This is a genomic window from Microbacterium sp. NPDC058062 (assembly GCF_042885375.1).
GTDB classification, from domain to species: Bacteria; Actinomycetota; Actinomycetes; order Actinomycetales; family Microbacteriaceae; genus Microbacterium; species Microbacterium trichothecenolyticum_C.
In genome coordinates, this window is record NZ_JBHVSC010000011.1 from 12,915 (window position 1) to 39,718 (window position 26,804).

A 26,804-nucleotide genomic window follows, 5' to 3' on the forward strand; every position below is an offset into this window, starting at 1 on the left:
ACCGTCGAGGGGAACGGCTGACGCATGGACCTCGTGGTCATGGCAGCGGCGGTCGCGTTCGGGATCTTCGCGATCGTGTGGTTGCTCCGCAACGATCGCCCCGTGTGGCGGAGCCTCGGCTTCACCGTGAACCGGTGGACGTTGCTGGATATCGTCATCGGCCTGGCGATCCCCCTCGCGGTGATCGGACTCGTCTTCCTCGTCGAATGGGGGCTCGGAGCGATCCGGGTCGCCGCCGGCGCGAGCGACTGGTCCGGGCTCGGCGGCGCCCTCGGCGAGATCGTCTTCTACGCGGTCTTCGAGGAAGTGCTGTTCCGAGTGCTGATGCTGACCGCGCTGGTCATCCTGCTGCGACGCCTCGCCGCCGGCCGGTGGATCGCGGTCGCTGTCGTCGCGCTGATCTTCGGCGCCGTGCACCTGACGAACGAGAACGCGACGCTGATTGGCGCGTTCGGCACCGCGCTGGGCGGGCTCATATACGGCATCGCGTACCTCGGCACCCGCGCCATCTGGCTGCCGTTGTTCCTGCACATCTCGTGGAACCTCAGCCAGGCACTGTGGGGGTTCCCAGTGAGCGGCAGCACCCGCTGGCCGGGGTGGGTGACCTCCACCTCCGTCGACGGCGCCGAACTCCTCAACGGCGGCGCTTACGGACCGGAAGCAGGGCTGCCCGGGATGCTCGCCCGGGTCGCCATCATCGCCCTGGTGTTCGTCTATCTGAAGCTCATCTGGCCGGGCGGCAGCATCCGCACCCTCACCTTTGCCCCCGATCCCGTCAAGCGCCGCGTTACCGCGGCAGCCGCCTGACCCCGCCGAAGGGACTCCCTGATGTCGATCCGTGACACCCCGTTCGTCCAAGACGCCGCGACCGGCAAGCGCGTCACCCGCTGGTGGATCGCCTACCCGCTGGTCCTCGTGGGGATGATCTTCATCGTCCAGTTCGGCCTCATGGGCGTGTTCGAGCTCACCTTGCACCCCGAGCCCGGTTCTCCCGAGGCGCAATGGCTCGAGATACCCGCCGGCCTCATCCCGACGGCTCTCATCATCCTGTGGGTCGTCCTCTTCGAACGGCGCCACATCAAGACCATGGGCTTCCGTCGGCCCGGCCGAGGTGTGCTGCTGCTCCTACTGGGCATCCCGATCGGCGCGCTGATCATCTCCGCGCCGATCCTGCTTCTCTGGGCGACCGGCAACTACCGGCTCATCGACCCGCCCGCCGGAACGCTCAGCGGCTCGACAGCCGCGCTCCTGGTGCTCGTCCTCGTGCTCACGCACGTCGTGCAAGGCGGCAACGAGGAGGTCCTCATTCGCAGCTTCCTGATGCAGAACTCGGCTCTGCAGATGCCCGGATGGCTCGCGATCGTACTGCCCGCTCTCCTGTTCACCCTCATGCACGGGGTGCTCACCAAGCCGCTGGGGTTCACGACGATCATGATGTACGCGATCTTCGCGGCGTTCATCGTGCTGTGGCAGAACTCGCTGTGGCTGATCATCGGCATCCACGGCGGCTGGAACTGGGCCGAAGGCAACGTCTGGGGCGTGCAGGTCGACGGCATCAACGTGCAGAAGACCGGGCTCATCTTCCTCGAGCCCACCGAGGGCGCTCCCGTGTGGGTCACCGGCGGCGGCTTCGGACCCGAAGGCGGAGTGATCGGTGCGGCCTGGCTGGTCGTGCTCGCCGGGCTCGCCTACCTGCTATACCGCAACGGACGCCGACGCGGCGCACGCGCGGCACCCGCCACCACGACCCCCGCGGAATCCGTCCCGAAGCCGTGACAAGGGCTGCGGCATCCGACTCTCGCTAACCGATTGCGGAGACGGATGCCGCGGGCCCGAGGCCGCGCGCCGTGTCAGCTGTTGTTCGACGACGACTTGTCGGGCAGGTACGGCTCGATCGCGGCCGCCAGCTTGGTCGGCGTCATCGACTGCAGCCACACATGCCCAGGTCCGTGGAGCTGAGCGAGGAACATCGAGTCGCCGAACAGCTTGTTCTTGATGCCCTTGATGCTCGCGAACTCGACCTGCATGTTCGCGCGGAACAGCGCGAGATGCCCGGGGTGGATCAGCAGCGACTGACCCGCCTGCAACTCGTACTCGACGATCTCGCCCGCCAGCTGCACCCAGGCCGTCCCATTGCCGGCGAGCTTCTGGAACACCACCCCGGCACCCCCGAAGATGCCCGCGCCCAGCTTCTTCTGCAGGCCAACCGACACCTCGACATCCGGGGTGCTCGCCATGTACGACCCGGACTGCACCATGTACTCGTCCGCGGCGTCGATCGCCAGCTCGCGGATCGTGCCTGGCAGCTGCGCCGCGAACGCGACGAAGCCCCCGGAAGCAGCGGCTGTGTACTGGGTGAGGAACAGCTGCCCACCGCCGACCATCCGCTTGAGCCCGCTCATGAATCCGCCCTGGCCCCCGGACCCGAACCCGGTCGACGTCTCGATGTCGAACCCCGGCGTCAGCCACGACACATCGCCGCCCTCCGCGATGATCCGCTCACCCCCTGCGAGAGTGATCTCGAGCACAGGCATGGTCGTACCGGCGATCTTCGTCTCCATACCGCCAACGTAGTGGCACTGATCTCTACGCTGTCGATGCCGCGGTCGAGTCGCTACTAACGCTTGACCAGATATAGAAGCTTCATATCGCCCGGGCCGGAGTCGTCGCGCCCGTCGCCCTGCGCAGTCGACCGCATCGGGCCGAGCGCTGCGGGGCTTGAACGTGCGGGAATGTGCTGGGCGCATGGGCGCGTGACGTTCGCGTGCCGCCTGAACCGCCCCGCCCATGGTTGCGCTGATGGAGCGTGGTGGCGGTGGGGTCGCGCCCGCCGCGCTGTTGCGCCAGCCGCGTGCATCGGCCGCATCTCCACGAGCTCCCGCAGTCCGTGGGTTGCCTCGACGACGCGGTGCACCGCGGCGTCCACTATTCCGTCGTGGATTTCGAGACCGCAGAACGCTTCATCAGTGCCTGGCGGCTCAGCTTCGTTCGGGAGCTGAGGGAAACCCAACTCTGCCCGCGGCCCCGAAGCCAGGACACGAGCTCATCCCGTTCACGGAGTAGCTTCGCTTCGTCGCGGTGCAGCTTCTCCAGATCACGGCTGAGCGCGCTCAGCCGATCAAGTCCAGAGCGAGAATCGCCCCACCTGCGATCCAGTCGCCGTTGCCGCGCGGCTTGCTCCTTGGCTGCTTGCGACTCGCGCTCAGTGCGTTCGAACGACTCCTTCTGGCGTGCCTCGGCGGCTTCACGCTTGGAACTCCGGCGTCCACGGGCCATGTAACCAGGTTGTCACGCGTGGGCAGTGTTCTCAAGGGATCGCAGCGCGCCACTGCAAAGTGCCTGCGTGCATTGCCTCCTCTTCACCATTCTCTTCTTGCTTCTGAGTGGGCTCTCGTCCTCGCCTCGCTCTTCTGCTCGTCTGGGTCGAGTGGTCTGGGTTTCACTGGGTCGTTGTCGTGGTGGTTCTGGGTGACGCGTGCGTGCCGCGTGCGTGTCCCTACCTGCGAACGGCCAACGCGCCGCCCAGCGCACAAACGGCCGCCATCGCGAACGCCATCGACGCGTATGACCCGACCGCGCCGGCCATGAGCGCCGCGAGTCCTGGTGCCAGCGCCGTGAGCGCCGTCACCGGTGCCGCGAGGACCCCGTTGAGCTTGCCGTAGGAGTGCACACCCCATCGGTCGGCTACGGCCGAGGCCTGGACGAGTGTGAGCGCGCCGCGGATCGCGCCGGCGACGATCCCGGCGACGAAGATCCCGACTATGCCCGACGCGAATCCGAAGACGGTCAGTGCGGCCGCACCAAGAACGCCGACCGAAGTGGGCGCGATCCATGGTGCGGATGTGTGAGGGATTGCCAGGTACAGAAGGCGGCCGAACACCTGCCCGGCGCCGATCAGTCCCAGCACCCATGCCGCGGTCTGCAGGTCCAAGCCCTTCTCGACCGATGCGGGAACCGCGGACAGCGTAACGGCGTAGAGCGAAAACGACATGAGAGCGAACGCGCCCGCGACGATCCAGAAACGCGCTGATCGCAGCACTCGCCGTGCCTCACCGTTGCCGGTCGCTCCAGTGTCCAGGTGGGGCCAGCGGGTCTCAACGCTGAGCGCGTACGCCGGAAGCACAACCGCGATCAGCATCGCGGCGAGAACGACGAATGCCATCCTCCAGCCGAGCTCGAGGACGAGCCAACCCATGAGCGGCGCGAAGATCGTCGACGCGAGTCCGCCCGCGAGCGTTACTAGCGTCAGAGGACCCCGTCGTTCGGATCGGTAGCGATGAGTGATCACCGTGAACGCCGCCTGGTAGAGCACGGCGGACTGCGCTGCGCCGCAGACTATCCATGCCGCAGCAAAGATCCAGATCGTCGGTGAGGCTGCGGCTCCGATCAGGGCCACCGTTGCCACGAGCGAGCCAATGACCATGAGGCGTCGCGGGTGTCGATCGAGCCAATGCCCGACGGGGATGGCGCACGCGGCGGAGGTCAACAGTCCGAGCGTTATCGCGACGAAGATAAGGCCGTCGTCCCAACCGGTGTCCTCGGCGATCGCGGGGGCGGCGACGAGGACGGCGTAGTACAGCACGCCCCACGCGACGACCTGGGCGACGGCAAGCAACGCCAGACACATGCCGCGCGGGGCTGTCTCCATCAGCCTCGGGCGACCGCGGGCTCGGGCACAGCTGCAGGGAACAGCACCCGGACGGCCGCATATCCCAGCGCCGCGCCGAAGAGCTGCGCTCCGATGAACGGAAGCACGGAGGTCGGGGCGATTCCGGCGAAGGTGTCGCTGAGCATGCGACCGATCGTGATGGCGGGATTTGCGAAGCTCGTTGACGAGGTGAAGAAGTACGCCGCCCCGATGTACGCGCCGACTGCGGGGGCGGCGAGATGCGAGCGTCCGGTGCGCACCAGCGCGAAGATCAGCAAGATGAGTCCGGTGGTCGCCACCACCTCCGACAGCAGCAGCGGCCACGCCGAGCGGTCGGTTGTGCTCCACGAGATCGCCGGCACGTCGAACATCGCGTTGGCAAGCATGGCACCGGCGATGCATCCGAGCACCTGCGCCGGCAGATACACCGCCGCGGTCAACCACGTCCGCCGGTGCAACATGATGTCGACGAGCGTGACCACTGGGTTGAAATGGGATCCCGAGACGGTCGCGAATACCAGGATCAGCACGGCGAGGCCGAGCGCGGTGGCGAAGGCATTCTCGAAGAGCTGCAGGCCGACATCGGTCGGGGAGAGGCGTTGTGCGGCGATGCCGGAGCCGATCACGACAGCGGCGAGCCCCGCGCTGCCGAGGAACTCACCAGCAGCGGCGCGGATGGTGTGGGTCACGAGGCGACGAGGAGCTGCGAGACGCGGTCCAACGCGCCGGGCACGAGCTTGAAGTACGCCCACGTGCCACGCTTGCTGCGGGTCAGAAAGCCGGCGTTCGTCAGAATCTTCAGATGGTGCGAAACCGTCGGCTGGCTGAGCCCGACGGGCTCGATGAGGTCGCAGACGCATGCCTCGGCGTCCTCCGATGCGGCGACGATGGACAGCAGCCGGAGCCGAGTCGGGTCCGCCAGAGCCTTCATGGTCCCGGCGAGCTGCTCGGCCTCTTCGGCAGTGAGCGGCTCGCGCACCAGCGGAGTGCAGCACACGCCGGCAGTGATGTCAGTCACGTCGAGCATCGTCGTCATGCATCGAGAATAGTCGATATTGACAGATGTCGATACGTGGGTTCAGAATCGAGACATCGAAGTTCATCGATATCCACTGGAGGACCTTGTGACCCTGCTAGACCTCGCCCCCCGAGTCGCTGAAGCGAGCCCGCTGTCGACGCTGCCCGTAGCGATCATCGGCGCCGGCCCGATCGGCCTCGCCGCCGCTGCCAACCTGCTCGAGCGGGGCATCGACTTCGTCGTCTTCGAAGCGGGCGATGAGATTGCCGCGAGTGTCCGAGCCTGGGGTCACACCCGCCTGTTCTCCCCGTGGAAGCATCTGGTCGACCCGGCGTCGCGCCGGCTGCTGGAGGAGCACGGCTGGGAGTTGCCCGACGCGGAGCGCTCGCCCTCGGGGACGGAACTGGTCGAGGCGTACATCTCACCGCTGGCTGCACTCGACGAGATCGCCCCGCATATCCGCACCGGCGTCGAAGTGATCGGCGTCACCCGCGAAGGGATGGACCGGACCCGCACCGCCCGCCGCGCCGCCACCCCCTTCTCGGTGCGCACCCGGACGGCGAACGGCGCCGTTGAGGACATCGCCGCGCGCGCTGTGATCGACGCATCCGGCACGTACACGTCTCCGAATTCGTTGTCCTCGGGTGGGCTGGAGCTGTTGGGGATGGCGGATATCGCCGACCGTGTCACTCCGGCGCTTCCCGATGTTCTCGGCCGGGATCGAGCCGCGTTCGCGGGCCGTCGCGTGACCGTGGTCGGCGCGGGACACTCCGCCGCCAACACGCTGCTGGCCCTGGTGCAGCTCGCCCGCGAGGAGACGGGTACCACGGTGACCTGGCTGATCCGTAACGCCAAGGCTGTGCGGGTCTCGTCCTCACCGGACGACGAGCTCATCGGTCGCGCAAATCTTGGCATTCGTGTCGATCGGGCGGTAGAGCGTGGCGACATCGCCCTCGTCGACGGCTTCGAGATCATCCGCGCCCGCCGGGCGCGCGACGCGGTCGAGCTTGTTGGCCACCGCAGCGGAGAGCTGGTCACCCATGAGACCGACATCGTGGTCAATGCCACCGGGTTCCGACCGAACCTCGACATCCTCCGAGAGATCCGCCTGGACCTCGACGAGATCGTCGAAGCACCCAAGCGCCTTGCGCCGCTGATCGACCCGAACGTGCACTCGTGCGGCACGGTCGAGCCCCACGGGTTCCGCGAGCTCACCCACCCGGAGCAGGGATTCTTCATCGTGGGCATGAAGTCCTACGGGCGGGCGCCGACATTCCTGCTCGCCACCGGGTACGAGCAGGTGCGTTCGGTGACGGCGTGGCTTGCCGGCGACACTGCATCTGCGTCGAGCGTTGAGCTCGTGCTTCCCGCGACCGGGGTGTGCTCCACCGACGCAGGCAACGGTGGTGGCTGCTGCTGATGACAGAAGTGAGAGAGATGACGCCGGCCGACTGGCCGGCGATCGAGGAGATCTACGCCCAAGGCATCGAGGACGGGGAGGCGACTTTCGAGGTCGCCACGCCGACCTGGCAATCGTTCGATGCGGGGAAGCTGCCCTCGCTGCGGTTCGTCGCGGTCGACTCGGGCGGCGTCCTTGTCGGCTGGATCGCCGCTTCGCCGGTGTCTTCCCGTCCGGCGTATCGCGGAGTCGTCGAGCACTCGGTTTACCTCGATCGCTCTGCTCGCGGTCAAGGCATCGGCCGCCGCCTGCTTGACGTGTTCATCGACGCTGCCGAGGGTGCGGGGATCTGGACGATCCAGTCGAGCATCTTCCCAGAGAACGCCGCGAGCCTCAGGCTCCATGAGGCGGCGGGGTTCCGTGTCGTGGGGCGGCGCGAACGCATCGCCCAATCCGGTGCCGGCCCGCACGCCGGCGCGTGGCGCGACACGCTCCTGATCGAGCGTCGCAGCGGCACAGTGGAGCGCGACTGAGCATGGATGACGCGACCATCCGGCGTTACCTCAGCGAGTCTCGCCTGATCGTGCTCGACATCGTGAGCGGCGGTGGAACGTGCGACGGCGACGATGTCGCGCGGGTGTGGGCTGAGCGCCGGACGGCTCTAACATCCGCTCATGCGCACCGGCTGCCGCGGATCGCCGGCCAGATTCTCTGGCAGCTGGCGAACATGCAGTGGATCGAGCGCTCGGATGGGGAGTGGATGGTGACGAGCCTTGGGCTCCATGCCCGTGATCTGGCGTGCGCGCTCGTGTGACGCCGACCTGGGTTTTCGATAGACTTCCGTCTATGAATCCTGCGGTGAGCATCACCTCATTGGGGGATCCGACCCGCGCGCGCATACTCCGACTGATTCGCGACTCGCAGGATGGGCGCGCCCTCGTCGGGGCACTGGCGAAGTCGTTGGAGCTGCGGCAGCCGACGGTCAGTCACCACATGAAGGCGCTCCACGACGACGGCATCGTCGTGCGCGAGCCGGACGGGCGTCGCGTCTGGTACTCGATCGCCCCTGCCCACGCCGATCTTGTCGATTCGATCCTCGGCGGCGCCGAGCCCGCGGACGAGCCCGATCTCGAACGCATCGCCGATGACCTCTCCGTGCGCTTCCACGGTGTGTTCAGCCGCGAGACAGTCCGCGCGATCGTCCTGGACAGTCACCAGCTCCTCTCCAGTCACTCGCAATCTCCGATGCTGGCCAGCCGCACGGCGACGTTCGCCGCCTCGCGGCTGGACGCACTCCAGCGTGAAGACGTACCCACCCCGACCGTGCCCACGGTGCTCTTCGTCTGCGTGCAGAATGCCGGTCGCTCTCAAATCGCCGCCGGAATCCTCCGACAGCTCGCCGGTGACCGAGTCGCGGTGCGAACGGCCGGCTCGGAGCCGGTCAGCGAGGTGCGCCAGAGCATCGTCTCCGCGCTCAACGAGATCGGCGTTTCGCTGGGTGGCGAGTTCCCGAAGCCGCTCACCGATGACGCCGTCCGCGCGGCCGACGTCGTCGTCACGATGGGCTGTGGTGACGCCTGCCCCGTCTACCCCGGCCGCCGCTACCTGGACTGGGAGCTGGATGACCCGGTCGGCAAGTCGCCGGAGCAAGTTCGTGCGATCAGGGACGACATCGAAGCGCGAGTGCGTGGCCTGCTCGATGAGCTGTTTCCCGAAAGTTCATCTGCACCGCTCGTAAAATAGATAGATCACGGTCTATGCTTTCTTGGGAGAGAAAGCGAGACCACCATGAACGACAAGCCCACCGTCCTGTTCGTCTGCGTGCATAACGCCGGCCGATCCCAGATGGCCGCAGGCTACCTTCGTGCGCTCGGAGGCGACGATGTCGAGGTGCTCTCCGCGGGGTCCGCGCCCAAGGACGTCGTCAACCCGGTCGCGGTCGAGGCGATGGCCGAGGAAGGTATCGACATCGCCGGCAACACCCCGAAGGTGCTGACCGTCGACGCCGTGAAGGAATCGGATGTCGTCATCACGATGGGCTGCGGCGATGCGTGCCCGATCTTCCCCGGCAAGCGCTACGAGGATTGGGAGCTCGACGATCCCGCTGGTCAGGGGATCGAAGCCGTGCGACCGATCCGCGATGAGATCCGCGGTCGGGTGGAGGCGCTGCTGGCGGAGATTCTGCCCACGCGTGGTGCGGCATGATCGCGGCGACAGGGCAGGGTGCCCTGCTGTCGCCCGATTCGGTGCTACACCGCGCGGCGGCGCGCCTCGCCATCCAATTCTCGGGAATGGTGAACGAGGAAACGGTCGAGCGCGTCGTCTTCGAGTCGTACACCGCCCTGGCTCGGACGGCGGCTGTCAGGACCCACCTGCCCAGCCTCGCCGAGAAGTTCGCCCGGGACCGGCTGACCGCACTCGCCCAGTCGAAGGGGCTGATCGCCAAGCGAGTGCCCGAGGTCCTGTTCGTGTGCGTCCAGAACTCGGGTCGCTCGCAGATGGCTGCGGCGCTGACTCGCCATCTCGCGGGCGAGCGGGTGCATGTGCGCTCGGCCGGATCGCAACCCGGGGAGCGCATCCTGCCCGAAGTCGCGCTCGCCCTTGCCGAGATCGATCTCGATGTCACCGGGGAGTTCCCGAAGCCACTGACAGATGACGTCGTTCGGGCCGCGGACGCGGTCGTCACGATGGGCTGCGGCGACGCCTGCCCGCTGTACCCGGGCAAGCGGTACCTGGATTGGCAACTCGACGACCCTGCCGAACTCGATCTCGATGGCGTGCGCCGCGTGCGCGACGATATCCGCGATCGCGTGAAGCAGCTCTTGGGGGAACTCGTTCAGAGCTGAAGGCGATCAGCTGAGGCCGCTATGCGACCGACCGATCCGGGCGATAGGCGCAGACCGCACACGTGCCGTCGGTGACGAGCTTGTGGCCGTCGACGGTGCAGTCCCAGCCGCCGATCGACAGTCGGTTCTCACGGGCCTCCAGCGCCGTCCTGGCGCGAGCGCACGCACCGCAAGGCTCCGAAGTGCCCTCTGGGTGCTTCGCGCAGAATGGCGAGTCCGCGTTATGCGTGACGTGGGCCGTCGTATCACGCGTCGCGTAGGCTCTCGTCTTCTTCCCGGGTTCGGTTAAGGAGCCTGAGCCTACGTTTGCCGTCGCGTCACGCGCCGCGTTATGCGTCACATCACGCGTAGCCCGGACGCCGATGGCGCGGGCCGGGGGAGTGGCGCGGGTCGCGGCACGTTGCCGGTCGCGGTACTCCTTCTGTCGGCGTCTGGCGCCTTCCCGGTAGCGTTCTACTTCCTCGGCGGTCGATTGCCGGAGCGTGGTCGTCCAACCCGCGAGGCGGTACCCGTCGTCGAGGTGCTCCCAGAGGCCGGCACGCTCGAGCTCCTCGAATGCCGCCGGGTCGTCACCGTCGGGATGGAGGTACTTCGTGTACCGGTCCGGCACTGCGCCGTCCGTCCCCTGTCCGTTGCACCACATCAGTGCCCCGGCGAGCACTCGGAAGGCTCGGTCGCTGAGATTGTCGATGCGGATGCTCCCTAGCCACTCGGCGGGGAGGCGTGCGTCGACCATGACGATCAGATGGGGCCGTGGCTCAGGGCTCGACGCCGAAGACTCGGAGCAGTGCCGCGCGGGGAATCATCCGTCGCGGCCCGAGCTGCACCGTTGGGATCGTGCCCCGCTCGACCCCGAGCTTGATCGTGCGGTACTCGACGCCGACCAACTCGGCAGCGTCTTTGTACGTGAGAGCGAGTGAGTTCGGTGAGCGGTTCATTTGCATCTCCTTCGTGAGCCACCAATGTCATCACACGCGCACACCGTAGCACCTCCCTAAGCCAGTTACGACATGATTGCGTCATGTCGTACCTTGTTCAGCGAATTCCTGCCTGCGATACTGGCGGGCATGGTGGACCTCGAGAACGTGGATGTCAGCGAGAAGCGTGTTGCCGTGGGTAACGGCGTCACCGTCCCTGCGAGCTGGACGGCTGTCTTGAGGAGTGAGCCCGACGTCCCCGGCGAGATTCGCGTCCGTGCCGCGTACGACCCCCGCCTCAGTCGCGTCGTGGCGACCGAGGTCAGCGTGACCCGGAGCGGGGAGGGCGACGAAGTGACGAGCCTCACCTTGCGGGAGGTCCGCGTGCAGACGGCCCTTCAGGTCAGCGGTTTGAGAGTTTCCACAGTTGAGGAGCCCGATCAACCGATCTGCTCCGGCGGGGACTACATTCGGCGCATGCGCACACGCGAGGGGCGCGACCTCACAGCGAGCGTGGTGGACGCGTCGACGACCTACCGACTCGCGGCAGCCATCAATCTGCCGCCGCTGAGGGCCGTCGCCGATTGCCTCGGAGTCAGTCAGAGCACCGCGACTCGACTGATGAACCGAGCTCGTCTTGCGGGTCTCGCGCCGGGAGTTGACCTCCCTGACCCGTCGGCGACGGGGCCGGTGATCAACGCGCCGGTTCCGGGTGGTCCGACGATCGGCTGAGAGGAAGACGGATGCAGCGGCGATCGAATCAGGACGGCACAGTCTCGTCGTACACGACGCAGTCGGGGGAGACGAAATATCGAGTCGCATACTGGGTGGAGCGTCCCGACGGCGACTCCGTCCGCAGGTTCCGGCGCGGTTTCCCCACCGAGCGCGACGCGCTCAACGCACTCGTCGAAGTGCAAGTCGACATCCGTCGCGGCGTCCATGTCGACGAGACGCGCGAGACCTTCAACGCCTATGCCGACAAGTACTTCGATTCGCTGCGCGTGCGCCCGACCACTCTCGCTGGCTACCGCAAGCATTTCCGTGTCCACGTGCTTCCGTCGTCAATCGGGCGGACGCCCATCGCCGACGTCACCAAGGATCAGCTCAACCGCTTCTATCGACAGCTGGAGCAGGCGGGCCGGAAGGATCGCGGTCACGTAGGGGAACCGCTCGGCGCCGCAACGGTGAGGCATATTCATGTCCTGATCTCGCAGGTGCTGCAGCACGCGCTCGAGGATGGGCTGATCCGCTTCAACCCCGCGAAGCGTGCATCGCCGCCGACGAAGCTCGAGGCCGCGCCACCGGAGATGACGACTTGGTCGGCGGAGGATGCGCGGCTCTTCCTCGACTGGTCCGAGTCCTCGGGGGACTACCTGTGGCTGGCCTGGCTGACGCTTCTCGGCACCGGGATGCGACGTGGCGAGATCCTCGGCCTCCGATGGAAGGACCTTGATCTCGACAGCAACGTGATCACGATCGCCCGCGCCATGTCCTATGTGAAGGAAGCGGGCAGCAGGCCGGTGATCGACTTCCGCGCCACCAAGAGCGGCCGTGTTCGCAACGTCGACATCGACGTCCGCCTCGCGGAAGCGTTCCGCGCGAAGCGCGAGATGCTCCGTGCGGTCTCGCCGGAGCATGCTCGAGGTGAACACCTGATCTTCTGCAATCGCTACGGGGAACCACACAACCCGACCCAGTTCTCCCGTCAGTGGCGGGAGCGGGTCGCCAAGGCGGTCGCGGCGCATCCGGATCTCGATGCTCTGCACCTGCACGAGCTGCGGCATACGCATGCGACGCTTCTGCTGCGGGCCGGCGTGCATCCGAAGATCGTCTCCGAGCGGTTGGGTCACGCAGACATCCAGACCACGCTCAACACCTACTCGCACGCCGTGAAGACGCTGCAGCGCGGCGCCGCGGATCTCGTCGGGGCGCTGCTCGCGCCGGCGACAGTCGAGCAACCCGTCTAGCTGGGTCGCTCAGTTCTCGGCGTCGGTCTGACAGTCAGCCTCGCCGCGCACGCCCGCGATCGTCCTGCTGCCGGAGCGGCGGCTATCGGTCGTGGTGGTTCGCGTCCTCGTCTTCGAGGATCATGCCGACTGATGTGGCACATGCATCTCCGCGCCAAGCTTCGATGCCCTCCCTGATCGCGAAGCCGGCGATGACCAGTCCCGCGATCGCGTCAGCCCACCACCAGCCGAACCACGTGTTGAGCAGCAGCCCAGCGAGGACCGCGGCGGACAGGTACGTGCAGATGAGGGTCTGCTTGGAGTCGGCGACCGCGGAAGCAGAGCCGAGTTCGCGACCGGTGCGTCGTTCGGCGAGTGACAGGAACGGCATGATGACCACGCTGAGCGCGGTGATCAGGATGCCGAGCGTGCTGTGCTCCACCTCGCTACGTCCCGCCAATGCCATCAGGGAAGTGGCGATGACGTAGGTGGCGAGAGCGAAGAAGGCGATTGCGATGACGCGCAGGGTCGGCTTCTCCCAGCGTTCCGGGTCCCGACGCGTGAACTGCCAAGCCACCGCGGCGGCGGAGAGGACCTCGATGGTGGAGTCGAGCCCGAAGGCGATCAGCGCGCCCGAGGACGCGACGTTGCCTGCGGTGATCGCGACGATCGCTTCGACGATGTTGTACGCGATGGTTGCGGTGACGATCCAGCGGATCCGACGTTGCAGGACATGCCGGCGATCGGCAGTGAGTGCGGTGGTGTTCATGCGCAGCTACAGCCTTCGCCGTCGCAGCAGTCCGGTTCCACGACGAGAACCACCTGCAGCAGCTCGCTCAGCGCCGGCGCGAGATGAGGGTCCGCCAACCGGTATCGGCTTCGTCGGCCGTCGGGCGAGGCTTCGACGAGTCCGCATCCGCGCAGACAGGCGAGCTGGTTGGACATCACCTGGCGCGACACCCCGAGCGCGTCGGCGAGATCCGACGGGTAGGCCGGCGCATCCCGCAGCGACAGCAGGATGCCCACCCGTGTCGGGTCGGAGAGTGCGTGACCGAGGCGCGCGAGCGCTGCCGTGTGGGTGACCGTTGCGGTGGGCATGGAGCAGACGATACAGGAACTCATGTACTCAGGTAATTCTGAATCCACAACACCACGCCGACGCGTTCTGGCCCCTACGCTGCGACGGATGCGCTCTGAGCGTCAGATGTCCGAAAACCGCTAGCGCCGGTTGCGACATGAGGCAGTCATGTCGCAACTGGCGCACCAGAGTGGTCGAGATCCGCGGAATTCCGGGCCTCTCGGAGACCAAAAGTGAACGATAACTGTGCCACGAACTGTGCCACGAGATTTCGAAGGAGTCGTGATCCCTTGAAAACACTGGGACCACAGGTGCGGAGGATGGGGGATTCGAACCCCCGAGGGCTTGCACCCAACACGCTTTCCAAGCGTGCGCCATAGGCCACTAGGCGAATCCTCCAGGAGGCCCCGGAGGGCCGCCGACCATCCTACCCTGCTCCGCTACCGTGCCCGAACCGGGGCGGTCCCCGCGTACACGCTGCCGGGTCGGATCACGAGCGAACGCGGCGCCAGCAGCGCGAGAATGCGGCGCGAAGGCGGCACGGATGCGAGCAGCGATGCACGGACGGATGCTGCGGCATCGGCCGCCGCGTCACCCATCCAGTACGAGCGGGTGCCGGCCCGCGAGTAGCTGGCGCGTTCGATCGCGAGCAGGACCGTGTTCATCTCGGATGCGGCGACCCCGTGCTCGGCGACGAGCCTGCCGGCGAACGCGCGAGGGGTCTCGCTGGCGGGCACGGGAACGCCGACGTCGATCGCGGCCTCCTGGACCGACTGCCACGCGGCCGCCGCGTCGCCGTTCCGGGCGGCGGCATCCTGCTGCCGGCGACGCAGCTCCCGGATGAGGAAGGGGAGTGCGAGGAGCACGATCATCGCGGCGACGACGCCGAGGATCGGCAGCGGATCGAGGGCGTCCTGCGGAGAGTCGCCCGATGCGTTCTGGCGCTGCTCCTCGAGGTCGATCTGCGCCTGGTCGCCCCGCGCGGTCGGGGTCGGGTTCGTCTGCGGATTCGTGGCATCGGGGTCGGCGGTCTGGCCCGGAATCGTGAGCTCCGACGAGAAGGTCGTGGGGACCCCGAGTCCGGAGGTCGGCTCGAACGGGATCCACCCGATCCCCTCGAAGTACACCTCGGGCCAGGCGTGCAGCTGCGAGCTCGACACCGAGAAGACGGGCTGGCCGTCGATGCTGTCAGTGGTCGGGGTCCCGGGCAGATACCCGATCACGACGCGCGTCGGCATGTGGAGCGTTCGGGCCATCAGTGCGAACGCCGCCGCGAAGTGGATGCAGTACCCCTCGCGCACCTCGAGGAATCGCGCGACGGCCTCGGCGCCGGTGCCGTCGAACCCGTCCTCGACCGGCGCCTCGAGGGAGTACCGGAACTCGGTGCCGCGGAACCAGCGTTGCAGCGCGGCCAGCTTGTCGTAATCGGAGGTGGCGTCAGCAGTGACCTGGGTGGCGAGCTCTCCGATGATGGGCGGCATATCGGCCGGCAGCTCGGTCGTCTCGTCCCGAACCTGCGAACCCACCGACACCGCCGCGCGGACCTGCTCGAGCGACGGACGCGGGACGTCGAAGGCCACCTCGTAGGACTGGCCCTGGGTCGAGCCGCCCGAGGTGGCCACCGTGTGGTTGTAGGGGACCGCCCCCCAGAGGCCGCCGCCGAGGCCGGTGATCCCGACCGCGGGGTACGGGACAGGCGCCCACGGGGAATCGAGATTCACGATGTCGACCTTCGCCGTGTACTCGCCGATGCGGACGTCGTCGTCCGAGTCGACGACCCCGAACGCACGCTCGCTCTGGAACGACACGGTCTGCGAGCGATCGGATTCCCACGCTTCGCCGTCCAGTCGGGTAACGGTCGTCGCGCGCAGGTACGGCACCGAGGGGGCGTCAGTGCGCAGCCGGAGCACCTCCGTCTCCTGCGGGCGCCGAAGGTCCTCGCCGAGCCGCAACGTGGCATCGATCCCCGGTCCGGGTCCGAGACCCGACCCGGCCCGCGCGCCGGGCTGCGGCAGCACCGGCGTCGCGACGACGGCCACGACGATCGCGATCGCGCCGATGCCGAGTGCCGTCGCGGGGACGCCGGCGGTGCGCTCCGCCTCGCGTTCGACCGGCTTCTCGCGCGAGCGCGTCTCGGAGCGCAGCAGGAACAGGATCGTGACCGCGAGGAACACGAATCCGATGACGTCGACCTTGCTCGGCGCGGCGATCGCCGGGATGAGCGACACCGCGACGATGCCGACGGAGGCGAGCAGCGGCATCCGCGCGGTCACCACGACGTGATCGACGATGATCGTGAGGAGTCCCATCGACCCCACCACGACGAACGCCAGCGACAGCGTCGGCTCGAGCGGCGCCGCACCGATCGCGATCTCCTCCATTGCGGCCTGCACCAGCATCGGCGCGGCCCGGAAGGTGTCGAGCGTCGGGATCACCCACAGCAGAGCGGTGTCGCGGAGGAAGATCAGCGTCATGAACACGACCCACACCGCGACCTCGATGAGGGTCACCGCGACCGCGGGGAGGCGGTAGAGGCGGGAGGTGTACCCGGCGGCGAGCACCAAGGCCGACAGTGCGAGGGCCGCGACGAGCCACCACCCGGGCTCGATGACCCGGACGACCGGCAGCAGCGCCGCGAGCAGCGCCGCGAGGATCGCGAACGTCAGGAGCCGCTCACCGCCGCGTGCACGCACCTGGCGCCCTGTCTCAGCCGAAGACATGGTGCACCCCCCGTCCGATCGCGTTCGCCCACGCGTGACCCAGGTCGCGGTCAGGACCGATCGCCGCGACGTGCCAGCCGTGATCCGCGGCGATGTCGAGCGCGTCGCCGATCGGCGACGCGGACAGCAGGAGGGGGAGCGTGCTGTGGTGCGAGACCGGGCCGATGGCCACCGAGTCGGCCGGGTCGAGCCGCCCCACGATGAGCACGATCGGACCCGTCGATGCGCCCGCGAACAGCCGCGACAGGCGCGGGAGGGTGTCGTCGCGATGCGCGGTGATCGTGGCGAAGTGGACGAGCATCGCGTCGACCTCGGTCATGTCCCCGCCGTCGATCCGGTCGACGAGCACCGTCCCCTCCGTGTCGAGCACCTCGACGGCGTAGCCGTCGTGCACGAGGCGCGCGACCGCGGAGACGCACGCCGAGATGCCGGCTTCGAAGCCGGGGTCGGCGCCGGGCGCGCGCAGGGCCTCGGGAGACCAGCGCAGCGCGGCGCGGTCGATCACGACCGTGGCCTCGGGTGTGGACTCCTGCTCCTCCTGGCGCACCATCAGCTCGTCGCGGTGTGCCGTCGCCCGCCAGTGGATGCGCCGCATCGAGTCGCCCGGGGCGTAGGGGCGCGCGACGAGGTTGTCGGCGCCCTGGCCGAGCTGGTCGGTCGTCGTGTGCAGCATCCCGCCGGTGGCGCCGGCGTAATCCACGAGCGGCGGCAGCTCGACGATCGCCGGCGCCACGGTGACCGGCGTGCGCTGGCTGAACACGACCGTGCGCCGTGCGAGCCCGAACGGATCCGACGACCGCACCGTGAGCGGTCCGAGCGAGTGGACTCCGCGCCGCGCGCCGGTCACGGCGTACACCAGGTCGATGCTGCGAGCGCCACCGCGCTCGCCGCCGCGCAGCCCCGAGCCGAGTGCGGGGAACGCGCCCTCCGCCTTGCCGCGCAGCCCCTTGGGCAGGGCGTCGCGCCAGGTTCCCGGTGCGGTGGGCAGCGCCGTGCGCACCTCGACGCGCACCGACACGCGCGCGTCGCCTCCGACCGGGACGACGTCCGGGGTGAGCGCCCGGGTGACCGCGTCGGAGCGGCGCCCGACGTACAGCGAGGCGATGCTCGCAATGACGACCGCCAGCAGCAGGATGCCGAAGTACATCAGCTCGACGATGCTGGCCTCGTTCGCCACGATGAAGCACGCGATCGCGAGGACCAGCGCTCCGGTGCCCCGGACGGTCAGCGGCCACACGCTTCTCATCGGTCTCTCACTGACGTGCGGCGATCGGCACCCGCACGCTCGCGGCGATGCGCTCGAGGATCGTCGCGATCGCATCTGCGGCGCTCGACCCCCGGGCACCGCCCGCGGCGCGGGTCGGGATGAGCCGGTGCGCGAACACCGGGGCAAGGAGCGCCGTGATGTCGTCGGGGATGACGAAGGCGCGCCCGTCGAGCGCGGCCCACACCTTGGCCGCGCGCACCAGCTGCAGCGTCGCGCGGGGGCTGGCGCCCAGGCGCAGATCGCTGTGGGTGCGGGTCGCCTGCGCGAGGGCGACGGCGTAGTCCTCGATCGCGGGTGCGACGTGCACCGCCCGCGCCCACGCGACGAGGGTCCCGACCTCCTCGGCCGAGACGACCGGCGTGAGCTCGTCGAGCGGGTTGACCGTGTCGCGCTGGCGCAGCATGAGGGCCTCCGACCGCGGGTCGGGGTAGCCCATCGAGATGCGCATCATGAAACGGTCGCGCTGCGCCTCGGGGAGGGCGTACGTGCCCTCCATCTCGAGCGGGTTCTGCGTCGCGACGACGAGGAACGGCTCGGGCACGAAGTGCGTGCGCCCGTCGACGGTGACCTGGCGCTCCTCCATGGCCTCCAGGAGAGCGGACTGCGTCTTGGGGGAGGAGCGGTTGATCTCGTCGGCGATGACGATGTTCGCGAAGATCGCACCCGGCTTGAACTCGAACTCGCGCTCGACCGGGTTGAACACGCTCACGCCGGTGACGTCGCCGGGCAGCAGATCGGGCGTGAACTGGATGCGGCGGACCGTGGCATCCACGCTGGTCGCGAGCGCGCGCGCGAGCATGGTCTTGCCGACGCCTGGTACGTCCTCGATGAGGAGGTGCCCCTCGGCGAGGAAGCACACCAGGGCGCTGCGCACCGCGTCCGGCTTGCCGTCGATGACGCTGCCGACCGCATCGAGGATCGCGTCGGTGACGCGGGCGAACCCCTCGGCCGTCGCAGCCCCGAGCGCACCCGAGCCTTTCGATGCAGCATCCGTCATCGCGGTATCGACCATCGCCGGCTCCTGTTCCGCCCTCGAACGAGCGGGTCGCGGGTGGGGTGCGGGCTCCCTCACCCACGGGACCGATCCTAATCGCGCCGTTATCGGATCGGTATCGATCGCGCTGGGAGAACCCTGGACGCCCCCGCGGGCGACGCGAGCGGTCCGGCCGCGCCCGTCGGTCGGGTTAGACTGGACCCAGCTCTCCGCGAGGCGGCATCCAGGCCAACTCCCCCAGGACGGAAACGTAGCAAGGGTAACCAGGCTCTGCCGGGTTCGCGGAGAGTCTTAATTTTCCCGGGCGAAGGGGCCCTCCAGCACCGACCACTGCAGCAGCATGATGGTCTTCGCATCCTGGATCCGCCCGTCGCGGACCATCGCGAGCGCCTCCTCGATGCCGAGGTCGAGCAGCTCGATGTGCTCGCCCTCCTCCGCCAGGCCGCCGCGCTCGCCGACCCCGGCCGTGCCGTCGTACGGCGCCGCGAAGAAGTGCAGCCGCTCCGTGACCGAGCCCGGGCTCATGTAGACGTCCCACACGTGCTCGAGCTCGCCGATGTCGACACCGGTCTCCTCGACGGCCTCGCGCCGGATCGCGGTGGCGGGATCGTCCTCGTCGAGGAGCCCTGCGGCCGTCTCGATCAGCATGCCGTCGGGGTGGTCGTTGACGTAGACGGGGTAGCGGAACTGCCGCGTGAGCAGCACGGTGCGCCGGGCCGGGTCGTAGAGCAGCACCGTCGCGCCGTTGCCGCGGTCGTACGTCTCGCGCTGCTGGGTCTCCCAGCGGCCGGACGGCCCGCGGTACTCCAGCGTGGTGCGACGCAGCACGTGCCATGCCGATGCGAGCACCTCGACGTCGGTCACGCGCACATCCCGGTTGCGGTCGAGCTCACGCCCCGTCCGGTCGAGGCCGGTCCGGCCGCGGTGATCGGGGACGTCGATTCCGGGACGAGGTTCGTGCATGCCGTCGAGGGTATCCGCGGGGGGCCGCCGACGCGGCCTCGGGGTTGGGTGCTGCTTTTGATCCGGTGGCACGCCTGGCCGCAGCATCCGTCCCGCCCATAGGCTGGTCGCGTGGCGCAGAGCATCTACATCACGTCGGCAGAAGGCCACTCGGGGAAGTCAACGGTCGCGCTCGGGGTGCTCGATGCGCTGAGCCACGCGACGCCGCGGGTGGGGGTGTTCCGGGCGATCGCCCGGTCGACCGTCGAGCGCGACTACGTGCTCGAGATGCTGCTCGACCACGACGGCGTCGATCTTCCGTACGACGACTGCATCGGCGTCACCTACGACGACGTGCGGCATGATCCGGATGCTGCGCTCGCGACGATCGTCGAGCGCTACAAGGCCGTCGAGGCCCAGTGCGACGCGGTCGTCATCGTCGGCAGCGACTACACCGATGTGGGGAGCCCCGCCGAGCTCGCCTACAACGCCCGCATCGCGGCGAACCTCGGGGCTCCGGTGCTGCTGGTGCTCGGCGGCCGCTCGGCGCAGAACCAGACGCAGCCCGAGCAGCTCGGCTCATCGCTCGCGCGCACGCCTGCCGAGATGGGGCAGATCGCCGACCTCGCGCTCGCCGAGCTCGCCCACGGCCGCGCCAAGCTGTTCGCCGTCATCGCCAACCGCGCCGACGCGGAGCGTGCCGATGAGACCCTCGACGCCATCCGCCGCTCGATCCAGGCGCACCACGGCGCCGCGCCCGCCGCGCCCGTGCCGGTCTGGGCGATCCCCGAGGACCGGTTCCTCGTGGCGCCGTCGATCCGCGGCATCATGCGCTCGGTCGACGGCGAGATGCTCGCCGGCGATGCCGGCCGCCTCACCCGCGAGGCGCTCGCTGTGGTGGTCGCGGGCATGTCGATGGTGAACGTGCTGCCGCGCCTGCTGGAGGGCGCCGTCGTCATCATCCCCGCGGACCGCTCCGAGGTGCTGCTGGCGACCCTGCTCGCGAACGCGTCGGGCACGTTCCCCTCGATCTCGGGCATCGTGCTCAACGGCGGCTTCGAGCTGCCCGAGCCCGTCACGCGCCTGATCGACGGGCTCGGCTCGAGCGTGCCGATCATCACGACCGAGCTCGGCACCTACGAGACCGCCGTGCGCATCATGGGCACCCGGGGTCGGCTCGCCGCCGACTCGCAGCGCCGGTACGACACGGCGCTGGCCCTCTTCGAGCAGAGCGTCGACACCGACGAGCTCCTCGTCGCCTTCGGCCTGGCGCGCGCCACGGTCGTCACTCCGCTCATGTTCGAGTTCCAGCTCATCGAGCGGGCGCGCGCCGAGCGCAAGCGCATCGTGCTCCCCGAGGGTGACGACGACCGCGTGCTGCGGGCCGCGGCGACGGTGCTCAAGCGCGGCATCGCGGACCTTGTGATCCTGGGCGAGCCGTTCGAGGTGCGTGCCCGCGCGATCGAGCTGGGCATCGACATCCAGGGTGCCGAGGTGCTCTCGCCGCTGGACGCCGTCCACGTGCACAAGTTCGCCGAGGAGTATGCGCGCCTGCGCGCGCACAAGGGCGTCACCGTGGGGCAGGCGGCTGACACCGTCACGGACGTCTCGTACTTCGGCACGATGATGGTGCACCTCGGGCTCGCCGACGGCATGGTGTCGGGCGCCGCCCACACGACGGCGCACACGATCCGCCCCGCGTTCGAGATCATCAAGACCAAGCCCGGCGTCTCGGTCGTCTCGAGCGTCTTCCTCATGGCGCTGGCCGACCGCGTGCTGGTCTACGGCGACTGCGCCGTCATCCCCGACCCGACGAGCGAGCAGCTCGCCGACATCGCCATCTCCTCGGCGGCGACCGCCTCCCAGTTCGGGATCGACCCGCGCGTGGCGATGCTGTCGTACTCGACGGGGGAGTCCGGATCGGGTGCCGACGTCGAGAAGGTGAGGGATGCCACGGCCCTCGTCCGCTCGCGGGCCCCGGAGCTCCTCGTGGAAGGGCCGATCCAGTACGACGCGGCGGCCGATGCCGCGGTCGCGGCGGCGAAGATGCCGGGGTCGGCGGTCGCGGGACGCGCGACGGTCTTCGTCTTCCCCGACCTCAACACCGGCAACAACACGTACAAGGCGGTGCAGCGCTCGGCGGGCGCCGTCGCGATCGGGCCGGTGCTGCAGGGCCTCAACAAGCCGATCAACGACCTGTCGCGCGGCGCGCTCGTCGACGACATCGTCAACACGATCGCGATCACCGCGATCCAGGCGCAGGAGGCCGCTCGATGAGACGGCGACCGGAGGAAGAAGGGAACGGCCGATGACCCCGGTGCTCGTCATCAACAGCGGCTCGTCGTCGTTCAAGTACCAGCTCCTCGACATGGACACCGAGCGCACGCTCGCATCCGGACTCGTCGAGCGCATCGGCGACCCGATCGGCGTCGCGCGCCACACCGTGTACGCGACGCCGACCGACGGCCCCTCGCCGGCCTTCCTCGACGCCACGCGGACCCGCGAGCTTCCGATCCCGGACCACACCGCCGGCTTCGGCGTGATGCTCGATGCGTTCGCGTCGGACGGCCCGTCGCTCGCCGAGACGCCGCCCGTGGCCGTGGGCCATCGCGTCGTGCACGGCGGTGCGCGCTTCTTCGAGCCGACGCTCATCACGCCGCTCGTCGAGATCAACATCGACGAGCTGTCGGTGCTCGCGCCCCTGCACAACCCCGCGAACCTCGCCGGCATCGTCGCCGCCCGTGCGGCCTTCCCCGACGTGCCGCACGTGGCCGTCTTCGACACCGCCTTCCACCAGACCCTGGCGCCCGCGGCCTACACCTACGCGATCGACCTCGAGGTCGCGGCATCCCATCGCATCCGCCGCTACGGATTCCACGGCACGTCGCACAAGTTCGTCAGTGAAGCGGCGGCGGCGTTCCTCGGGCGACCGCTGGGCGAGCTCAAGCAGATCGTGTTCCACCTCGGCAACGGCGCGTCGGTCACCGCGATCGACGGCGGCCGCTCGGTCGACACGTCGATGGGGTTCACCCCGCTCGAGGGGCTCGTCATGGGCACCCGCTCGGGCGACATCGACCCGGCCGTGCTGTTCCAGCTCGAGCGGCGCGCGGGCATGACCGTCGAGGACCTCGACGAGCTGCTCAACAAGCGCAGCGGCCTGCTCGGGCTCGCGGGCTCCAACGACCTGCGCGACATCCGCGCGGCGATCGAACGCGGGGAGGAGCGCGCGATCCTGGCGTTCGGGGTGTACGTGCACCGGCTGCGCGCCTACGCGGGCGCCTACCTCGCGCAGCTCGGCGGCGCCGACGTCATCTCGTTCACCGCCGGCGTGGGCGAGAACGCCCCGGCCGTGCGCGCGGGCGCCCTCGAGACCCTCGGTTTCGCGGGCGTCGAGATCGATCCCGAGCGCAACGAGAGCCGTGAACGCGGCATCCGGATCATCTCGACGGATGCCTCGGCCGTGACAGTCCTCGTCGTCCCGACCGACGAGGAGCTCGAGATCGCGCGGCAGACCCTGAGCGTCGCCCGGACTTAACCGACACGGGGTGTCGACCGGACACGCGCCCGCATTACGCTTGCTGGACGGCGCGACGCAGTGCCGAAGCATCCGTACCCGCTTCCGGAGGTTCTGTGGCTGACGACGCCCTGCCCGATCTGACCGCTTACGACGCCGTGCTGTTCGATCTGGACGGCGTCCTCACGCCCACAGCCGAAGTGCACATGCACGCGTGGCAGACGATGTTCGAGGAGCTCTTCGCGGCATGGGACATCACCCCGCCGTACACGGAGCGCGATTACTTCGACCACCTCGACGGCAAGAAGCGCTACGACGGCGTCGCGAGCCTGCTGCGCTCGCGCGACGTCGAGGTGCCCTGGGGCCACCCGTCCGACCCGGTGACCGCCGACACGGTGTGCGGCATCGGCAACCGCAAGAACGCGGTCTTCGAGCGCGTGCTGCGCGCCGAGGGCATCGCCCCGTACCCGGGGTCGATGCGCCTCCTCGACGTGCTCGCAGAAGCGGGCACGCCCGTCGCGGTGGTGTCGAGCTCCAAGAACGCGGAGGAGGTGCTGGCGGCAGCCGGCATCCGTGATCGCTTCACCGTCGTGATGGACGGCGTCATCGCCGAACGCGACCACCTCGCCTCCAAGCCCGCACCGGACGTGTTCGTCGAAGCGGCACGGATGCTGCTGGTCGAGCCTGCGCGGAGCGCCGCGGTCGAAGACGCCATCAGCGGCGTCCGCTCCGCCGCCGCCGGCGGCTTCGGGCTCGTGGTGGGGGTCGACCGGGGCGTCGGCGTGCAGGACCTCGTCGACGCCGGTGCACACGTCGTGGTGAAGGATCTGGAGGAGTTCGCACGATGATCGATCGCGATCGGTTCCCCGTCGACCCGTGGCGCCTCGTCGAGACGTCGTTCGAGCTCGACGACGCCGGCGTCACCGAGACGCTGTTCGCCGTGGGCAACGGCTACCTGGGCCTGCGCGGCAATCAGCCCGAGGGGCGTCACGCGCACGAGCACGGCACGTTCATCAACGGGTTCCACGAGACGTTCCCGATCCGGCACGCCGAGCAGGCCTACGGCTTCGCCGAGGTCGGGCAGACGATCATCAACGCCCCCGACGCGAAGGTCATGCGCGTCTACGTCGACGACGAGCCGCTGTCGCTGGACGTCGCGGACGTGCGCGAGTACGAGCGGACGCTCGACATGCGCGACGGCGTGCTGCGCCGGCACATCCTGTGGGTGACGCCGTCGGGCAAGGAGGTGCGGATCGAGTTCGAGCGGCTGGTGTCGTTCGAGGAGAAGCACCTCGCGGTGATGACGGTGGACGTCACCGTGCTCAACGCCGACGCGCCGGTCACCGTGAGCTGCCAGATCCTCAACCGGCAGGACGGTGAGGACGTCTACGGCGGCACGCCGCTGGCGCCGCGCAAGGCCGGGTTCGACCCGCGCAAGACCGAGAAGCTCGAGGAGCGCGTCCTGCAGCCGCAGGAGTACTGGCAGGACAAGCTGCGCTCGGCCCTGTCGTACCGCGTCACCGACTCGGGCATGACGATCGCGGTCGTCGCCGACCACCTCGTCGAGACGGCGAACGAGTACACCTCGCGCACGCTCATCGAGCCCGACATCGCGAAGAACGTCTTCCGTGTGAACGCGAAGGCCGGCGTGCCGATCCGCGTCACGAAGCTCGTGAGCTACCACACCTCTCGCGGCGTGCCCGCGCGCGAGCTCGTCGACCGCTGCCGCCGCACCCTGGACCGCGCCCTCGGCGAGAGCGTCGACGCGATCCGCGCGCAGCAGCGCGAGTGGCTCGACGCGTTCTGGGAGCGCTCGGACGTGCGCATCGGCGGCCACGACGACCTGCAGCAGGCGACCCGCTGGTGCCTGTTCCAGCTCGCGCAGGCGTCGGCGCGCGCCGACGGACAGGGCGTGCCGGCGAAGGGCATGACGGGCTCGGGGTACTCCGGGCACTACTTCTGGGACACCGAGATCTACGTGCTCCCGTTCCTCGCGTACACGACGCCGTTGTGGGCCCGCAACGCGCTGCGCATGCGGTACCTGATGCTGCCCGCCGCGCGTCGCCGGGCGTTCCAGCTCAACGAGGCCGGCGCGCTGTTCCCGTGGCGCACGATCAACGGCGAAGAGGCCTCCGCTTACTACGCCGCCGGCACCGCGCAGTACCACATCAACGCCGACGTCAGCTTCGCGCTCGCGAAGTACGTGCGCGCGACCGGCGACAACGACTTCCTCTTCCGCGAGGGCGTCGACATCGCCGTCGAGACGGCGCGGCTGTGGGCGACCCTCGGCTTCTGGCGTTCGAACGACGGCGTGGTCGACGGCGAGGGCGACACGTTCCACATCCACGGCGTCACCGGGCCCGACGAGTACACCACGGTCGTCAACGACAACCTGTTCACGAACGTCATGGCGCGGTTCAACCTCCGCTTCGCCGCCCGCACCATCCGCGAGATGGCGGAGGCCGACGGCGAGGTCTACCGCCAGATGGTCGACCGCCTCGCGCTCGAGCCCGGTGAGCCCGAGGCGTGGGAGCGGGCTGCCGAAGCCATGCACATCCCGTTCAGCCCGAGCCTCGGCATCCATCCGCAGGATCATGTGTTCCTCGAGCGCGAGATCTGGGACCTCGAGAACACCCCGCCCGACAAGCGGCCCCTGCTGCTGCACTTCCACCCGCTGGTGATCTACCGGTACCAGGTGCTCAAACAGGCCGACGTCGTGCTCGCGCTGTTCCTGCAGGGCAACCACTTCTCCGACGAGGACAAGCTCGCCGACTTCGAGTACTACGACCCGCTGACCACGGGCGACTCGACGCTGTCGGCCGTCGTGCAGGCGATCCTCGCCGCCGAGGTCGGCTACCAGGACCTCGCGCTCGAGTACTTCCGGCAGTCGATCTTCGTCGACCTCGGCGACCTGCACCACAACGCCGCGGACGGCGTGCACGTCGCCTCGGCCGGTGGCGTCTGGACCGCACTCGTCGCCGGATTCGGCGGCATGCGCGACCACTTCGGCGAGCTGTCGTTCAATCCGCGGCTTCCCGCCTCGTGGCCGTCGCTCGAGTTCGTCCTGCACTGGCACGGCACGCGCCTGGTCGTCACGGTCACCCGCGAGGAGCTGCGTGTGCGCGCCACGGAGGGCGACCCCGTCGGCTTCAGCGTGCGAGGCGTGGGCTACGTGGTCGGCGCGGGCGAAGAGGTCGTCGCGCCGCTCGACGGGCAGGGCCCGGTGATCCCGGGGCGTCCGTCGCTGCGCGAGCTCGGCGACGCCCGCCGCGAGGACGGCTCGCTGCTGTCGGCCTCGGTGCCCACGGTCACCTCGACGATCCCGATCATCGTCGGCGCCGCCGACGTGGAGCACGGCGCCGACGTCTAGAAGCTCGCTCGTGTGCGTCGGAGATCCGGCGGAAGACGGACGATCCTGGTGGCGGTTTCAAGGGATGAGCGCAACACCCTGAGTTGAGGGGGTGTGATGTTCAGTTCCTTGAGGTCTGTGAAGCGGGTGTTCTGGCGCGGTGTGG

The 26,804-nt window shown here is 68.8% G+C and carries 26 protein-coding genes, 1 tRNA gene and 1 other RNA gene; 15 read left to right on the forward strand and 13 right to left on the reverse strand.

Going from position 1 to position 26,804, the window contains the following annotated elements; genetic code table 11:
• The first annotated feature begins 24 nt into the window (after positions 1-24).
• Positions 25-807, forward strand: a complete 783-nt coding sequence (locus ACFVSU_RS21615; RefSeq protein ID WP_387148000.1) for a CPBP family intramembrane glutamic endopeptidase — start codon at positions 25-27, stop codon at positions 805-807.
• Between the two features lie 21 nt (positions 808-828).
• Positions 829-1,776, forward strand: coding sequence for a CPBP family intramembrane glutamic endopeptidase (locus tag ACFVSU_RS21620; RefSeq protein WP_387148003.1), 948 nt, complete (start codon positions 829-831; stop codon positions 1,774-1,776).
• 74 nt (positions 1,777-1,850) lie between these two features.
• On the opposite strand, the gene ACFVSU_RS21625 is transcribed toward ACFVSU_RS21620, so the two are convergent.
• The 4 genes from ACFVSU_RS21625 to ACFVSU_RS21640 form a co-directional block, all read right to left on the reverse strand.
• Positions 1,851-2,561 (reverse strand): AIM24 family protein, encoded by a 711-nt coding sequence (locus ACFVSU_RS21625; protein ID WP_387148006.1) that lies wholly within the window; start codon positions 2,559-2,561, stop codon positions 1,851-1,853.
• 935 nt (positions 2,562-3,496) lie between these two features.
• Entirely contained in the window at positions 3,497-4,648 is a 1,152-nt protein-coding gene (locus ACFVSU_RS21630; protein ID WP_387148009.1) for an MFS transporter, read from the reverse strand.
• Positions 4,648-5,337 carry an aquaporin gene (locus tag ACFVSU_RS21635; RefSeq protein WP_387148012.1) on the reverse strand — a complete coding sequence of 230 codons (690 nt, stop codon included), beginning with the start codon at positions 5,335-5,337 and terminating at the stop codon, positions 4,648-4,650. Before ACFVSU_RS21635 ends, ACFVSU_RS21630 begins: the two co-directional genes overlap by 1 nt.
• Positions 5,334-5,684: a metalloregulator ArsR/SmtB family transcription factor gene (locus ACFVSU_RS21640; protein ID WP_387148015.1), complete on the reverse strand. Its 351-nt coding sequence runs from the start codon at positions 5,682-5,684 to the stop codon at positions 5,334-5,336. Before ACFVSU_RS21640 ends, ACFVSU_RS21635 begins: the two co-directional genes overlap by 4 nt.
• A gap of 88 nt (positions 5,685-5,772) precedes the next feature.
• Between ACFVSU_RS21640 and ACFVSU_RS21645 the strand changes: the two genes are divergently transcribed.
• Genes ACFVSU_RS21645 through ACFVSU_RS21670 form a run of 6 tightly spaced genes read left to right on the forward strand, consistent with a single transcriptional unit; the run spans position 5,773 to position 9,911 of the window.
• On the forward strand, positions 5,773-7,086 hold the full coding sequence (locus tag ACFVSU_RS21645) for an FAD-dependent oxidoreductase (protein ID WP_387148018.1): 1,314 nt from the start codon (positions 5,773-5,775) through the stop codon (positions 7,084-7,086).
• A gap of 17 nt (positions 7,087-7,103) precedes the next feature.
• Complete coding sequence (locus ACFVSU_RS21650) at positions 7,104-7,598, forward strand: GNAT family N-acetyltransferase (protein ID WP_387148021.1); 495 nt, start codon at positions 7,104-7,106, stop codon at positions 7,596-7,598.
• A 2-nt stretch (positions 7,599-7,600) separates the two neighbouring features.
• A complete protein-coding gene (locus ACFVSU_RS21655) occupies positions 7,601-7,879 on the forward strand; it encodes a hypothetical protein (RefSeq protein WP_387148024.1) in 279 nt (92 codons plus the stop codon).
• A gap of 32 nt (positions 7,880-7,911) precedes the next feature.
• Complete coding sequence (locus ACFVSU_RS21660; protein ID WP_387148027.1) at positions 7,912-8,808, forward strand: metalloregulator ArsR/SmtB family transcription factor; 897 nt, start codon at positions 7,912-7,914, stop codon at positions 8,806-8,808.
• Between the two features lie 45 nt (positions 8,809-8,853).
• Positions 8,854-9,270: an arsenate reductase ArsC gene (locus tag ACFVSU_RS21665; RefSeq protein ID WP_387148030.1), complete on the forward strand. Its 417-nt coding sequence runs from the start codon at positions 8,854-8,856 to the stop codon at positions 9,268-9,270.
• Positions 9,267-9,911, forward strand: a complete 645-nt coding sequence (locus ACFVSU_RS21670) for an arsenate reductase ArsC (protein ID WP_387148033.1) — start codon at positions 9,267-9,269, stop codon at positions 9,909-9,911. Before ACFVSU_RS21665 ends, ACFVSU_RS21670 begins: the two co-directional genes overlap by 4 nt.
• A gap of 19 nt (positions 9,912-9,930) precedes the next feature.
• Here ACFVSU_RS21670 and ACFVSU_RS21675 read toward each other — a convergent pair whose 3' ends face one another.
• Positions 9,931-10,647, reverse strand: a complete 717-nt coding sequence (locus ACFVSU_RS21675) for a hypothetical protein (RefSeq protein ID WP_387148036.1) — start codon at positions 10,645-10,647, stop codon at positions 9,931-9,933.
• 22 nt (positions 10,648-10,669) lie between these two features.
• Positions 10,670-10,849, reverse strand: a complete 180-nt coding sequence (locus ACFVSU_RS21680) for a helix-turn-helix domain-containing protein (protein WP_109212167.1) — start codon at positions 10,847-10,849, stop codon at positions 10,670-10,672.
• A 129-nt stretch (positions 10,850-10,978) separates the two neighbouring features.
• Between ACFVSU_RS21680 and ACFVSU_RS21685 the strand changes: the two genes are divergently transcribed.
• Positions 10,979-11,560: a hypothetical protein gene (locus tag ACFVSU_RS21685; RefSeq protein WP_387148040.1), complete on the forward strand. Its 582-nt coding sequence runs from the start codon at positions 10,979-10,981 to the stop codon at positions 11,558-11,560.
• 11 nt (positions 11,561-11,571) lie between these two features.
• The gene (locus ACFVSU_RS21690; protein ID WP_387148043.1) at positions 11,572-12,795 is read left to right on the forward strand and encodes a tyrosine-type recombinase/integrase; all 1,224 of its coding nucleotides are present in this window, start codon (positions 11,572-11,574) and stop codon (positions 12,793-12,795) included.
• A gap of 82 nt (positions 12,796-12,877) precedes the next feature.
• Here ACFVSU_RS21690 and ACFVSU_RS21695 read toward each other — a convergent pair whose 3' ends face one another.
• The 6 genes from ACFVSU_RS21695 to ACFVSU_RS21720 all read right to left on the reverse strand — a co-directional run bounded on the left by ACFVSU_RS21695 (position 12,878) and on the right by ACFVSU_RS21720 (position 18,851).
• The gene (locus ACFVSU_RS21695; RefSeq protein WP_109212171.1) at positions 12,878-13,543 is read right to left on the reverse strand and encodes a cation diffusion facilitator family transporter; all 666 of its coding nucleotides are present in this window, start codon (positions 13,541-13,543) and stop codon (positions 12,878-12,880) included.
• Positions 13,540-13,872, reverse strand: coding sequence for a helix-turn-helix transcriptional regulator (locus ACFVSU_RS21700; RefSeq protein WP_109212172.1), 333 nt, complete (start codon positions 13,870-13,872; stop codon positions 13,540-13,542). Before ACFVSU_RS21700 ends, ACFVSU_RS21695 begins: the two co-directional genes overlap by 4 nt.
• 294 nt (positions 13,873-14,166) lie before the next feature.
• A tRNA-Ser gene (locus ACFVSU_RS21705) sits at positions 14,167-14,251 on the reverse strand.
• Positions 14,252-14,292: 41 nt separating this feature from the next.
• Positions 14,293-16,572, reverse strand: a complete 2,280-nt coding sequence (locus tag ACFVSU_RS21710; RefSeq protein WP_387148048.1) for a DUF3488 and DUF4129 domain-containing transglutaminase family protein — start codon at positions 16,570-16,572, stop codon at positions 14,293-14,295.
• Complete coding sequence (locus ACFVSU_RS21715; RefSeq protein WP_387148051.1) at positions 16,559-17,818, reverse strand: DUF58 domain-containing protein; 1,260 nt, start codon at positions 17,816-17,818, stop codon at positions 16,559-16,561. Before ACFVSU_RS21715 ends, ACFVSU_RS21710 begins: the two co-directional genes overlap by 14 nt.
• 7 nt (positions 17,819-17,825) lie before the next feature.
• Entirely contained in the window at positions 17,826-18,851 is a 1,026-nt protein-coding gene (locus ACFVSU_RS21720) for an AAA family ATPase (protein ID WP_387148054.1), read from the reverse strand.
• Positions 18,852-19,033: 182 nt separating this feature from the next.
• Here ACFVSU_RS21720 and ffs point away from each other — a divergent pair.
• An RNA gene (gene ffs / locus ACFVSU_RS21725) (signal recognition particle sRNA small type) lies at positions 19,034-19,130 on the forward strand.
• On the opposite strand, the gene ACFVSU_RS21730 is transcribed toward ffs, so the two are convergent.
• Positions 19,125-19,796, reverse strand: a complete 672-nt coding sequence (locus ACFVSU_RS21730) for an NUDIX domain-containing protein (protein ID WP_387148058.1) — start codon at positions 19,794-19,796, stop codon at positions 19,125-19,127. The two genes, ffs and ACFVSU_RS21730, sit on opposite strands and share 6 nt — an antisense overlap.
• A 111-nt stretch (positions 19,797-19,907) precedes the next feature.
• On the opposite strand from ACFVSU_RS21730, the gene pta reads away from it, so the two are divergent.
• The 4 genes from pta (at position 19,908) to ACFVSU_RS21750 (ending at position 26,659) form a co-directional block, all read left to right on the forward strand.
• Positions 19,908-22,052: a phosphate acetyltransferase gene (gene pta, locus ACFVSU_RS21735; protein ID WP_387148061.1), complete on the forward strand. Its 2,145-nt coding sequence runs from the start codon at positions 19,908-19,910 to the stop codon at positions 22,050-22,052.
• Positions 22,053-22,083: 31 nt separating this feature from the next.
• Positions 22,084-23,310 carry an acetate/propionate family kinase gene (locus ACFVSU_RS21740; protein ID WP_387148064.1) on the forward strand — a complete coding sequence of 409 codons (1,227 nt, stop codon included), beginning with the start codon at positions 22,084-22,086 and terminating at the stop codon, positions 23,308-23,310.
• Between the two features lie 95 nt (positions 23,311-23,405).
• On the forward strand, positions 23,406-24,137 hold the full coding sequence (locus ACFVSU_RS21745; RefSeq protein ID WP_387148067.1) for an HAD family hydrolase: 732 nt from the start codon (positions 23,406-23,408) through the stop codon (positions 24,135-24,137).
• Positions 24,134-26,659, forward strand: a complete 2,526-nt coding sequence (locus ACFVSU_RS21750) for a glycoside hydrolase family 65 protein (protein ID WP_387148070.1) — start codon at positions 24,134-24,136, stop codon at positions 26,657-26,659. The genes ACFVSU_RS21745 and ACFVSU_RS21750 overlap by 4 nt, the downstream gene beginning before the upstream one ends.
• Positions 26,660-26,804 lie beyond the last annotated feature (145 nt).